This is a genomic window from Streptomyces sp. CB02058 (assembly GCF_001905505.1).
GTDB lineage: Bacteria > Actinomycetota > Actinomycetes > Streptomycetales > Streptomycetaceae > Streptomyces.
Window position 1 is genome coordinate 1,545,442 of record NZ_LIPG01000003.1, and the last position, 11,025, is coordinate 1,556,466.

The 11,025-nt window shown below is 72.1% G+C and carries 12 protein-coding genes; 4 read left to right on the forward strand and 8 right to left on the reverse strand.

Translation table 11 applies throughout. The features are described from left to right. Window positions 1-30: 30 nt before the first annotated feature. The 6 genes from AMK10_RS20235 to AMK10_RS20260 all read right to left on the reverse strand — a co-directional run bounded on the left by AMK10_RS20235 (window position 31) and on the right by AMK10_RS20260 (window position 4,543). Window positions 31-438, reverse strand: coding sequence for an SHOCT domain-containing protein (locus tag AMK10_RS20235; protein ID WP_073749203.1), 408 nt, complete (start codon window positions 436-438; stop codon window positions 31-33). 71 nt (window positions 439-509) lie between these two features. Further along, window positions 510-1,004, reverse strand: a complete 495-nt coding sequence (locus tag AMK10_RS20240; protein WP_073749204.1) for an FBP domain-containing protein — start codon at window positions 1,002-1,004, stop codon at window positions 510-512. A 62-nt stretch (window positions 1,005-1,066) separates the two neighbouring features. Continuing rightward, entirely contained in the window at window positions 1,067-1,597 is a 531-nt protein-coding gene (locus tag AMK10_RS20245) for a nucleotide triphosphate diphosphatase NUDT15 (RefSeq protein WP_073749205.1), read from the reverse strand. A 154-nt stretch (window positions 1,598-1,751) separates the two neighbouring features. After that, entirely contained in the window at window positions 1,752-2,651 is a 900-nt protein-coding gene (locus AMK10_RS20250) for a hypothetical protein (protein ID WP_073749206.1), read from the reverse strand. Further along, a complete protein-coding gene (locus AMK10_RS20255; RefSeq protein WP_073749207.1) occupies window positions 2,648-3,661 on the reverse strand; it encodes an SPFH domain-containing protein in 1,014 nt (337 codons plus the stop codon). The genes AMK10_RS20250 and AMK10_RS20255 overlap by 4 nt, the downstream gene beginning before the upstream one ends. Window positions 3,662-3,868: 207 nt before the next feature. After that, window positions 3,869-4,543: a TetR/AcrR family transcriptional regulator gene (locus AMK10_RS20260; RefSeq protein ID WP_073749208.1), complete on the reverse strand. Its 675-nt coding sequence runs from the start codon at window positions 4,541-4,543 to the stop codon at window positions 3,869-3,871. A gap of 165 nt (window positions 4,544-4,708) precedes the next feature. On the opposite strand from AMK10_RS20260, the gene AMK10_RS20265 reads away from it, so the two are divergent. After that, window positions 4,709-5,521 carry a phosphatase PAP2 family protein gene (locus AMK10_RS20265; protein ID WP_079180779.1) on the forward strand — a complete coding sequence of 271 codons (813 nt, stop codon included), beginning with the start codon at window positions 4,709-4,711 and terminating at the stop codon, window positions 5,519-5,521. Continuing rightward, window positions 5,518-6,567 (forward strand): DMT family transporter, encoded by a 1,050-nt coding sequence (locus AMK10_RS20270; protein ID WP_073749210.1) that lies wholly within the window; start codon window positions 5,518-5,520, stop codon window positions 6,565-6,567. Before AMK10_RS20265 ends, AMK10_RS20270 begins: the two co-directional genes overlap by 4 nt. Window positions 6,568-6,674: 107 nt before the next feature. On the opposite strand, the gene AMK10_RS20275 is transcribed toward AMK10_RS20270, so the two are convergent. Both AMK10_RS20275 and AMK10_RS20280 read right to left on the reverse strand, forming a co-directional pair. Next, a complete protein-coding gene (locus AMK10_RS20275; protein WP_073749365.1) occupies window positions 6,675-7,259 on the reverse strand; it encodes a PadR family transcriptional regulator in 585 nt (194 codons plus the stop codon). 34 nt (window positions 7,260-7,293) lie between these two features. Continuing rightward, window positions 7,294-9,309 carry an NADPH-dependent 2,4-dienoyl-CoA reductase gene (locus tag AMK10_RS20280; protein WP_073749366.1) on the reverse strand — a complete coding sequence of 672 codons (2,016 nt, stop codon included), beginning with the start codon at window positions 9,307-9,309 and terminating at the stop codon, window positions 7,294-7,296. 209 nt (window positions 9,310-9,518) lie between these two features. Between AMK10_RS20280 and AMK10_RS20285 the strand changes: the two genes are divergently transcribed. Continuing rightward, window positions 9,519-10,058, forward strand: a complete 540-nt coding sequence (locus tag AMK10_RS20285; protein WP_073749211.1) for a DoxX family protein — start codon at window positions 9,519-9,521, stop codon at window positions 10,056-10,058. A gap of 73 nt (window positions 10,059-10,131) precedes the next feature. Continuing rightward, the gene (locus AMK10_RS20290) at window positions 10,132-10,953 is read left to right on the forward strand and encodes a DUF1206 domain-containing protein (protein WP_073749367.1); all 822 of its coding nucleotides are present in this window, start codon (window positions 10,132-10,134) and stop codon (window positions 10,951-10,953) included. The last annotated feature ends 72 nt before the right edge of the window (window positions 10,954-11,025 follow it).

Here is an 11,025-nt window from a genome sequence, read left to right on the forward strand (position 1 = left end):
CCCGGGCGGGAGAGCGGAAGGTGCGTCTGCTCAGACGAGGAGCTTGGCCTTGGCCTTCTCGTACTCCTCCTGGCTGATGTGGCCCTTCTCCTTGAGCTCGGCGAGCTTGGCGAGGTCGGACACGTGGCCGCCGCCCGCCTCCGGCCCGCCCTCCGGCCGTGCCGCCTGCCGCACGTAGTCGCGGAAGGCATCTTCCCGCTCCTTGGCCTGCTTCGCCTCGCGCTTGCCCATGCTCTTGCCCCTGACGATCAGGTAGACGAGCACGCCCACGTAGGGCAGCACGATGACGAAGATCAGCCAGGCCGCCTTGGCCCAGCCGTTCAGCGAGTGGTCCTGGAAGATGTCCGTGACCACCTTGAAGAGCAGGAAGAACCACAGCACCCAGAGGAACACGTACATCATCGTCAGGAAGAGGTTGAGCAGCGGATAGTCGTCCATGGGGCTACTCCGATCGTGCGGACAGTCCCTTATTGGTACATCCGCAAACGAAGTGCCGCATTTCCTGTGATTCAGGCGGCGAGTGTCTCCAGGAAGGCCGAGAGCTTGTTCCTGGTCCGTTCGATCTGCTGCTCCACCGTGAGCGACTCCTCGAAACGGCCGCCGGGGGCCGGCTTCTTCTTCCCCCGCACGTACAGCGAGCAGTCGAGGTCGGTGCAGAGGTAGATGCCCACCGAATTCCCGTCCCTGCCGGCCTGACCCCGCTTGCGGGCGGTCATCAGCGAGACGCCGCTGCCGGGATGCGTGGTCAGGCAGACGGAGCACATGCTGCGGTGCAGGAAGCCGCGCTGCTGGGAGGGGAAGCGGAGCGTGATGCCGGTCAGCTCGCCGCCCGTCTCCGTGACGATGTAGCTCCGGTCCGGCGCCGAGAGATCGCGCCAGCCCAGGAAGTCCAGATCGTCCCAGGGCCGCTCCTCCAGGTCGCGGGGGAGCGGCAGGCGCTTCGCCTCTCCCTTGGAGCAATTGACGAACGACGCGCGGATGTCCTGTTCGATGACGGCTCTCATGTCATCGACGCTAAACCTGCCTATGACACCTAGGCAAATAATTATTGGAGCTAGGCCATGTTCTAGGCCTCTGTCCTGCGGCTCCGGTGCCAAGGGTGGTCCCTCCGGGGAGAGACGACCCGGAGGTGGTGGGCGGCGGGATGCGCGATGCCCAGGTCGGGGCGCCAGACGGCCAGGATCTGGGCCGAGGGGTGGAAGAGCGGGCCGGGCAGTTCGTCGGGAGCGGTCCAGCGCCATGCGCTCATGAGGTGCGGCTCGGTGACCCGGGCGACCGCCGACTCCACCGTCACCAGCGCCGCCATGCTGATCCGGTTGATGCCCCCCACCACGTCGTGCACCATCGCGAAGACGTCCACCTCTTCCTCGGTCACCCGCAGTCCGGTCTCCTCGCGCAGCTCGCGGGCCGCCGCCGCCGCGACCGACTCGTGCGTCGGGTCGACCTTCCCTCCGGGCAGCTCCCATGTGCCGTCGCGGTGCCTGCCGAGCAGGATCCTGCCCTCCGTGTCCTGTACGACGACACCGACTCCGAACGCGGCCTGGGCCAGCGGCGGACGGGTGTTGCGGGTCGGGACGTTCGCGAGATCATCGGCCATGCCCGCCATCCTCGCACCGGCCGGACGGCTCGTGGGAGCCCCGGCCTCCGGCTCCACCCCTGGCCCCCGGCCTCCGGCTCCACCCCTGGCCCCCGGTGAACGGAGGTCCCCGGCTGAGGTGCGCCCGTGCCGGCGGCCGGAGGGGCGCGAGCCGTCAGGCCACCAGATTGAGCGTGGTGTCCGAGACTCCCAGCCGCACCGACTGACCCCATGTCAGCTCCAGCGCGTCGGACTCCATCCCGTCGCCGAACACCACCAGGCGGTCCGACTCGACGGTGAGCGTCAGCCCGTCCCGGCGCCCCAGCTCGCCCGAGACCATCGACGTACCGGTGGCGGGGGACGGCCAGGCCTCGCGGACGAACCAGACCAGCCGGGGATCGGACGGGGCCGGCAGCCGCAGCCGGCTGCCGCGCTCCAGCCAGAGGGAGCGCAGCCAGCCGGTGGAGCCCGTGCCCGTTCCGACCAGGACGCCCGAGGACGCCTGTGACTCACCGGCGGTGGGCGTGCCTTCGGGGCCGATGCGGTACCGCGCGGTCTGGTGGCCCGGCGGTCCCAGGTAGATCTCGTTCAGGGCGAGCAGCCGCTGGGTGTCGTCGGCGACGGCCTCCGCCATCGTGAGCGCGTCCACCTTCCCGCCGCCGTCGACGGCGGCCAGGCACAGTGCGGCCGCGTCGCGCGGGCGGTGGCGTACGAGGACGCCGGGGTTGCGGCCCGGATCGGTGTCGATGCCCACGACCGGCTGCCCGGACAGGTACTTCGCCGCATTGGCGACCAGGCCGTCCTGCCCGACCACGACCACCACGTCCTCCGGGCCGAACAGGAAGCGGTCGAGATCCGCCCGCTCCACCCGCGTCCTGCGCCACCGCAGCGGCAGGGCGGCGGCCACTTCCGTGAGCGCCTGCTCGTTGCGCCGGTGGCGCTCGGCGACCTCCTCGACGGACCGGCCGCGCCCGGCGAGCACGAACGCGGCCTGACCGTGCGTACCGTGCCGGGCGAGCAGTTCCTCGTACTCCGTCGTGCGGTGCACCAGCACCGCGCGGGGCGCGAGGCTCACGCCCGTGCCTCCGGTTCCGGCCTTCCGAGCCGGGCGAGCAGGCCCGTGAGCACGTCGGGGGAGAGGGTCAGGCTGTCGATGCGGGGCAGGTTCTCCGCCAACCGGGTCGCCGCCAGGGCGCGCAGGGTGGCGGGGTCGACGTCCCCGTGCGCCCGCAGCCAGGCCGACTGCGCCTCGGCGCGGGCCGCCCCGACGTCGCGCGCAGCCTCGGCCTCCGCGCGGGCCAGGCGGACCTTGCGCGCCGCCTCGGCCTCCGTGCGCACCCCGTCGGCCGCCGACTTCTCCTCCGCCTCCCGGCGGGCGTTGGTGCCCCGCTGGTCGACGAGCTGCTCCTCGCGGCGCGCCAGCTCGATCTTGCTGGCGAGCTCGTTCTCGGCGATGGTGCGCTCACGCTCCACGGCGACCGCCCGGCGTTCGTAGACCGACCTGTCGGCCTCCTGCTGGATCTGCTCCCTGGCCGGGGTGCGCAGGGCGCGCTCGACCTCCGCCTCCGGGCGGATGGCGACCACCCGCACGGCGACCACGTCGATGCCGGTGGCCGGCAGCCGGGGCTCGGCCGCGAGCCCGGTCGCGACCCGCTCCCGTACGGCGGCGACGCCGTCCACCAGCGCGGTGGCCAGGGGGGTGCGGGCCAGGACGTCGAGGGTGTGCTGCTGCGCGGTCTCGGTGAGCAGGGTGGCGATCTGTTCCAGAGGCGCACCGCGCCAGACCCCGGTGTCGGGGTCGACGGAGAAGTCGAGCCGCGCGGCGGCCTCGGCGGGGTCGCTGATCCGGTAGGTGACGGTCGCCTGCACGGTCACGTCCTGGAAGTCGGCCGTGCGCGCGTGGAAGGCCATCGCCAGCTCCCGGTCATCCACCGGGACCTCGGACAGCGCCGCGGACAGCGAGCGGTACCAGAAGCTCAGCCCCGTCCCGTCGTGGGCGAGCCTGCCGCGCTTGTGGTGGCGGATGTGCGTGGTGGGCGCGGAGCGCAGATGCCGCCAGCCGAGGCGCCGGGTGATGTCGGCCATGTCGGGACCCCCTCTTTCTCGTCATGACGACGATAACGACGGCCTCCATATGTCGTCAAGGGGACGAGAAGGGGGTGGCGGTACGAACGCGGCCGGCCGGCGGCTTCCGAAGAAACCGCCGGCCGGCCGGTTGTGCGCCGACCCCGTCCCCACGGTGCGGCGCGCGGGTGGGCCGTCGTCATCCGCTCGGGTGACGGCCCACGTTCATCAGGACCCGCTCTCCCCGCGAGCGGGTGGACCGTCCCCGTGTTCCACGGGATCCGGCGGGGACGAAGGGAGTCCGAGTGCGGGAAGCACGGCGCACTCGATGAAGCGGGTCAGGAAGGCTTCGTCGGCGTACCGCCCCTCCAGGAGCGGCCGGGCGCGGATGATGCCGAGCACCTGGGCCGCCACGTAGTCCGTCGCGGGGTTGTCGGCGTCGATCTCGCCGCGCCGGACGGCCCGCTCGACCATCGCGTCGATCGCCGCGATCGACGGCGCGATGAGCGTGGAGCGCAGCGCGCAGAGCAGGTCGGGATTCTGGAGTGCGGCATGGCTGAGCGCGTGCATCAGCGGGGTGTCCTTGCCGGACGCCGTCTCCACGGCCCGCGCCGCCGCCCTGAGGTCTCCGCCCAGGCTGCCCGTGTCGATGTCCGAGAGCAGGGTCTGCCGGGTGCCGTGCAGCGCGGCGACGACCAGCTCCGGCTTGGAGCCCCACTGGCGGTAGAGCGTGGACTTCCCGCAGCGGGTGCGGGAGGCGACGCCCTCCATGGTCAGCGATTCGTAACCGCTCTCCCTGAGCAGGTCCAGCACGGCGGTGTAGAGCTCCTGTGCCCGCTCAGGTGTGATCTTCGACCTGCGTGAAGCGGGCGGTGACTCCTGTGCTGAACCGGGCGACGGCATCTGCTTCCCTCTCTGCGGCTGTGCGGCTGGGGACCCTCGATACGCCAGTGTACCGATACGCTCGTGTACCGATACGCCTGCGTATCGGTACACTGGCGTATCGATACGTCCGGACTGGCCGGACCGATGTCGTAACAGCGCACCGTCAGCAAAGGGGCACGGGTGATGCACACCCGCAGGGAGCCTGCGGAGCGGGAGCCGGACATATCAGCCCGACCGCCCCTCGTCCGTGAGCTGCTTCTCGTAGCCGGACTCTTCCTCGTCTACAAACTCGGCCGGATGGCCGCGACCGGCCATGTCGACGAGGCCTTCCACAACGCCGGACAGGTCTGGGGCTTCGAACGAGCCGCAGGGCTCCCCGGCGAAGGCGCCGTGCAGGGCCTTCTGCTGCACAGTCCCACCCTGATCCAGGCGGCGAACACCTACTACGCGACCGTGCACTTCCCGGCGACGCTGGCGTTCCTGATCTGGCTGTACTGGCGCAAGCCGCGCCACTACGTCTGGTCGCGCCGCATCCTGACCGCGCTCACCGGCGCGGCACTCGCCGTGCACCTGCTCTTCCCGCTCGCGCCGCCGAGGATGCTGCACGCGGCGGGCCTCGTCGACACCGGCCAGGTCTACGGCCCGACGGTGTACGGGGACAGCCCCGCGACCGACCCGATGGCCAACCAGTTCGCCGCCATGCCCTCCCTGCACTTCGGCTGGGCCCTCGTGATCGCCGTCGGGCTCATCGTCGCGACCCGCTCCCGGTGGCGCCTGCTGTGGCTGCTGCACCCCCTGATCACGCTGCTCGTCATCGTGGGTACCGCCAACCACTACTGGCTCGACTCGATCGTGGTCTCCGCGATGCTCGCCGTCGCCTACGCCGCGATCAGGCTGCCCAGCACCCCGATCACCCCCCACCTCCCGTGGCCGGCCGCCGTCCCCGCCCAGCGCTACGCGTCCCCGGCGTACGCACGACAGGGGGTACGCCGATGAACGCCACGCTCATGGCCGTCGCGCTCTCCCTGGTGTCCGCCGTCGCCTACGCCTCCGCCGCGGTGGCCCAGGCCCGGCTCGCCGGCCGAACCGACCCCTCCACCGGAGCGCTGCGGCTGATGGCCCGCGGAGCCTGGTGGTCGGCGGTCGGCCTGAACGCGGCCGGGGCCCTCCTGCACGTCGCCGCGCTGAAATACGGACCGCTCACCCTGGTCCAGCCGCTCGGCGCGCTCACCCTCGTGGCCGCCGTCCCGCTGGGAGCCCGCTCGGCGGGGCGCCGCGTCAGCCGTACGGAATGGCGCGGGACGCTCCTGACCCTCCTCGGCCTCGCCGCGCTGCTCCTGGCGGCCGGAGGCACCGCGCCGCACGACACGCTGACGCTGCCCGAGGCCGTGGGCGTCGGGGCCGTGACCATGACGCTCGTCGCGGTCCTCAGCCGCCCGGGCACCCGGCCCGGCCTCCGGCACGCCGCCGCTTCGGGCATCACCTCCGGGGTGGCCTCCGCGCTCACCCAGACGCTGACGGTCGCCGCCACCGACCACTCGGGGCCGCTGCTCAGCTGGCGGCTGGTGACCGTGGCACTGCTCGTCTCCTTCTTCGCCCTGGGCGGCCTGCTGCTCTCCCAGACCGCCTACCGGGGCGGCCTGGGCGCCCCGCTCGCCGTGGTCACCCTCACCAATCCGGTGGCCGCCGCTGCCATCGGTCTGGTCCTGCTCGGCGAACGTCTCCAGGGCGGGCTGCTCGGGGTGATCCCGGCGCTCATCGGGGCTGCCGCCGCCGTGCGGGGCGTGATCCTGCTCAGCCGCGCGCAGGCGGAGGGCGAGCCCGAAGCCCTGGCCACGGCACCGGTCCCGGCCGTGTCACCCGCGCCGAGCGCGCCACCCGCCCCGGCCGTTCCGGTGCTGCCCGTCCCGGCCGGGCCACCCGCGCCGGGTGTGCCGTCGCGGGTCGTCATCGCCGTGCCGTCCCTCTCCGTCCCCCGCCCCGCCGAGCCGATCCTGCTCAGGGCGGAGCCGGTCGGGACTCAGGGTGGCCCCGGGCAGTAGTCCTGGCCCATCCCCTCGGGCCGACAGACGGCCCGAGGGGGAGCGCGGAGCCGCCCGAAGCCCGGAGACGTGCTCGCCGGCGTCCGGGACGCAGGGGAGCGTCCGACCTAACCGGCGTCCGAGAACCCGGCCCCGGCGCCGCCCTCCGTCCCGGAACGCCCGGACCCCTCCAGATCGTCGATCGCCCTGGTCAGCCAGCCGGTCCAGAACGTCTCCAGGTCGATCCCCCCGCGCAGCACCAGATGACGCAGCCGGTCCTCGTCGGCGGTCCGCTCCGGAGGGAAGTCCCGCCGCTCGATCTCCAGGTACTCCGCCAGCTGTCCCTGGTGCAGCACGAGATGCCTGCGCAGCTCCCCGGCGAGACCGGGCGCCCCGACCACGGCGGCCGCCCTCATCCTGAGCAGCAGCGGATCGCGGACCGGCCGCGGGTCCTCGGCCAGCGACACCCAGCCGGCCAGCTCCTCGCGGCCCGCGGCCAGCACCTCGTACTCCTTCTTCTGCCCACGGGCCCGCTGCGCCGACGGCAGGACCCGGATGTGCCCGGCCTGTTCCAGCTTTCCCAGCTCGCGGTAGATCTGCTGATGCGTGGACGGCCAGAAGTAGCCGATCGACCGGTCGAACCTCCGCGTCAGTTCGAGACCGGACGACGGCTTCTCGAGCAGGGCCGTGAGGATCGCGTGCGGCAGTGACATGGTGTGCATCCTAGGGACGGCGTGTCCCGCCCCGTCACAGCTCCGCGGCCAGCTCCGTGCCCTGGCGGATCGCGCGCTTGGCGTCCAGCTCGGCCGCCACGTCGGCGCCGCCGATCAGATGCACGGGCCGGCCCGCCGCGCGCAGCTCCTCGTACAGCTCACGCCGGGGTTCCTGGCCCGCGCACAGCACCACCGTGTCGACCGGAAGCAGATGCTGCTCGCCGTCCACCGTGAGGTGCAGCCCCGCGTCGTCGATGAGGTCGTACGAGGCGCCCGCGATCATCGTCACGCCCCGGTGGCGCAGTTCGGTCCGGTGGATCCAGCCGGTGGTCTTGCCCAGGCCGGCCCCGACCTTGGTCGTCTTGCGCTGCACCAGGTGCACCGTGCGCGGTGTCTTCGGGCGCTCCGGGGCCCGAAGCCCGCCCCGGTCCGCGTAACCGGTGTCCACACCCCACTGCCTGAAGAAGACCTCGGGGTCCAGGCTCGCGCCGTCGCCACCGTCGGTCAGGAACTCGGCGACGTCGAAACCGATTCCGCCCGCGCCGATCACCGCCACCCGGTCGCCGACCTCCGCGCCGTCACGCAGGACGTCCAGGTAGCTGACCACGCTCGGGTGCCCGACGCCGGGGATGGCGGGGGTGCGCGGCTCGACTCCGGTGGCGAGGACGATCTCGTCGAACCCTTCGACCGCGGCGGCCGTGGCCGGGGTACCGAGCCGCAGCTCGACGCCCTCCTCGGCGAGCCGCGTACGGAAGTAGCGCAGCGTCTCGTCGAACTCCTCCTTGCCGGGGACCCGTCGCGCGACGTTCAGCTGGCCGCCGATCTCGTCGGCCGTGTCGAACAGCGTCACCGCGTGACCGCGCTCGGAGGCCGTGACCGCGCACGCAAGCCCCGCGGGCCCGGCGCCGACGACGGCGACGCGCTTGCGCGTACGGGTCGGGGACAGCACCAGCTCCGTCTCGTGGCAGGCGCGGGGATTCACCAGGCAGGAGGTGATCTGCAGGCTGAAGATGTGGTCCAGGCAGGCCTGGTTGCAGCCGATGCAGGTGTTGATCGCGTCGGCACGGCCCTCGGCCGCCTTCGCCACGAAATCCGGGTCGGCGAGGAAGGGCCGTGCCATCGACACCATGTCCGCGCGGCCCGAGGCGAGCACCTCCTCGGCCAGTTCGGGGGTGTTGATGCGGTTGCTGGTCACCAGCGGAACCGAGACCGCGCCGCGGACCCGCTCCGTCACCCAGGTGAAGGCGCCGCGCGGCACCGAGGTGGCGATGGTCGGGATACGGGCCTCGTGCCAGCCGATGCCGGTGTTGATGATGGTCGCCCCGGCGGCCTCGATCTCGCGGGCTAGGTGCACGACCTCCTCCAGGGTGGAACCACCCGGCACCAGGTCCAGCATCGACAGCCGGTAGATCAGGATGAAGTCGGGGCCGACCCGCTCGCGGACCCTGCGCACGATCTCGACGGGGAAGCGGATGCGGTTCTCGTACGAACCACCCCAGCGGTCCTCGCGGTGATTGGTCGCCGCGACGATGAACTCGTTGATCAGATAGCCCTCGGAGCCCATGATCTCGACCCCGTCGTAGCCGGCGCGGCGCGCGAGTTGTGCCGCCCGCACGAAGTCCTCGATGGTCTCCTCGACCTCGTCGTCCGTCAGCGCGTGCGGGGTGAACCCGCTGATCGGAGCTTTGAGCGCACTGGGCGCCACCAGGTCCGGGTGGTGGGCGTAGCGCCCGAAGTGCAGGATCTGCATCGCGATCCGGCTGCCCGCCGCGTGCACGGCCGAGGTGACTTCGGCGTGCTGCTCCGCCTCCGCCTCGGTGGTCATCTTCGCGCCGCCGGGGAAGGAGCACGCACGCTCGCTGGGCGCGATCCCGCCGGTGACGATGAGGCCCACCCCACCGCGCGCCCGCGCCGCGTAGAACGCCGCCATCCGCTCGAAACCACGCTCGACCTCCTCGAGGCCGATGTGCATCGAGCCCATCAGCACCCGGTTGGGGAGCGTGGTGAACCCGAGATCGAGCGGGCTCAGCAGGGTGGGGTACGGGCTCATCCGGGTCTCCTCGCAGGTGTCGTCGAGCCAGTTGTAGACCACCCGGAACGCTTTATGCAACTAGTTGCACAATGGCGTACGTCGCAGTCCTCGCAGGGTCGGTCCACGAATGGCGTAACACCACCGGACCTCGCTTCCCGGCCCGGACGACAGTGGATGCGTACGCCTTCCCTCCCGCGCGCACCCTCCTCGCCGACAGGAGCCACCCCATGACCTGCATCAACCGACGTGACCTAGGACTCCTCGTGCTCAGGGTCGGGACGGGGGCGGTCCTCGCGGCCCACGGCAGCCAGAAACTGGCCGGGTGGTTCGGCGGAGGCGGCATCGAGGGCACCACCGCGGCCATGGAGGCCATGGGCTTCGACCCGCCGAAGCACAGCGCCATGGCCGCCGGACTCGGCGAGACGGGCGGCGGAATCCTGCTGGCCCTCGGACTGGCCACCCCGGCCGCCGGCGCTGCCGCGGCCGGCACGATGGCGGGTGCCGTCGCCGTACACGCGCCCGCGGGCTTCTTCGCGACCGCCGGCGGCTACGAGTACCCCGCGTTCCTGGGCTTCACCGCCGCCGCGATCGGGGTGACCGGTGCCGGACGCTACTCCCTGGACCATGCCACCGGGCATGTCCTGGACCGGCCCTGGGTCGTCGCCCTCGCGTTCGCCGGAAGCGCGCTCGCGGCGGCAGCCGTCGTCGGCCGACGCGCCAAGGGGCAGACGGCCGCCGAGGGCGAGCCGACGGACGACAACGCCTGACGCGCCCTGACGCCCCCGCATTGATCTGCGTTTCAGGGGCATCCGGCAGTGCATGAATACGAACGCAATGTCGATGAACGCACGAGGTCAGGCCAGACGGGCGGCCAACAGCCGGGCCGTGGAAGCGGGAGCCCGCGCCGGGTTCGTGGCCCGTGGAGTGATCTACCTCCTGGTGGGCCTGCTGGCCCTGCGCATCGCCTTCTCCGACGGGGGCGGGAAGCAGGCCGACCGAGGCGGCGCGATCGCGGAGATAGCCGAGAAGCCCTTCGGGAACCTCCTGCTCTGGGTGCTGGGCGTGGCCCTGGCCGGGATGGCGCTCTGGCGGCTGTCCGAGGCGTTGTTCGGGCAGGCCGGCCCGGACGGACGCAAGGCGGGCAAGCGGGCCATGGCCGCGGCCCGTTTCGTCTTCTACTCCTTCGCGTCGTACTCCGTCCTCTCCTACGCCGCCGGTGACAGCGGCAGCGGCAGCGGATCCAGCGACCGGCAGACCGACGACGTCACGGCGCGCGCCCTGGAGTGGACCGGTGGCCAGTGGATCGTCGGGATCGCCGGAGCCGCCGTGACCTGCGCGGGCCTGTGGATCGCCGGACGGGCCGTCATGCGCAAGTTCCACAAGCATCTGAAGATGGCCGAGATGACGAAGAAGGTCCGTCAGGCCGTCGATGTCACCGGTGTCTTCGGCGGAGCCGTCCGGGGTGCGGTCTTCGCGACGGCCGGCGGGTTCGCCGTGGCCGCCGCCGTCCAGCACGAACCGGGCCGCGCCAAGGGCATGGACGACACCCTGCGCTCCTTCACCGAGACTCCCGCGGGGCCCTGGCTGCTCGTGCTGGTCGCGCTCGGCCTCGCCGCCTTCGGCCTCTTCTCCTGGGCCAACGCGCGCTGGCGCAGGGTCTGAACCGCAGCCGTGACGGACAGGGTGCCCGGCCGACCGGCCGGGCCCGGCTTTACCAGGGTGTCCGACCGGCAG

Bases quoted from the DNA above. Each gene is read 5' to 3' on its own strand.
- AMK10_RS20235 (WP_073749203.1), bottom strand. From the start codon at position 438: ATGGACGACTATCCGCTGCTCAACCTCTTCCTGACGATGATGTACGTG.
- AMK10_RS20240 (WP_073749204.1), bottom strand. From the start codon at position 1,004: ATGAGAGCCGTCATCGAACAGGACATCCGCGCGTCGTTCGTCAATTGC.
- AMK10_RS20245 (WP_073749205.1), bottom strand. From the start codon at position 1,597: ATGGCCGATGATCTCGCGAACGTCCCGACCCGCAACACCCGTCCGCCG.
- AMK10_RS20255 (WP_073749207.1), bottom strand. From the start codon at position 3,661: ATGGCCGACATCACCCGGCGCCTCGGCTGGCGGCATCTGCGCTCCGCG.
- AMK10_RS20260 (WP_073749208.1), bottom strand. From the start codon at position 4,543: ATGCCGTCGCCCGGTTCAGCACAGGAGTCACCGCCCGCTTCACGCAGG.
- AMK10_RS20265 (WP_079180779.1), top strand. From the start codon at position 4,709: ATGCACACCCGCAGGGAGCCTGCGGAGCGGGAGCCGGACATATCAGCC.
- AMK10_RS20270 (WP_073749210.1), top strand. From the start codon at position 5,518: ATGAACGCCACGCTCATGGCCGTCGCGCTCTCCCTGGTGTCCGCCGTC.
- AMK10_RS20275 (WP_073749365.1), bottom strand. From the start codon at position 7,259: ATGTCACTGCCGCACGCGATCCTCACGGCCCTGCTCGAGAAGCCGTCG.
- AMK10_RS20280 (WP_073749366.1), bottom strand. From the start codon at position 9,309: ATGAGCCCGTACCCCACCCTGCTGAGCCCGCTCGATCTCGGGTTCACC.
- AMK10_RS20285 (WP_073749211.1), top strand. From the start codon at position 9,519: ATGACCTGCATCAACCGACGTGACCTAGGACTCCTCGTGCTCAGGGTC.
- AMK10_RS20290 (WP_073749367.1), top strand. From the start codon at position 10,132: ATGAACGCACGAGGTCAGGCCAGACGGGCGGCCAACAGCCGGGCCGTG.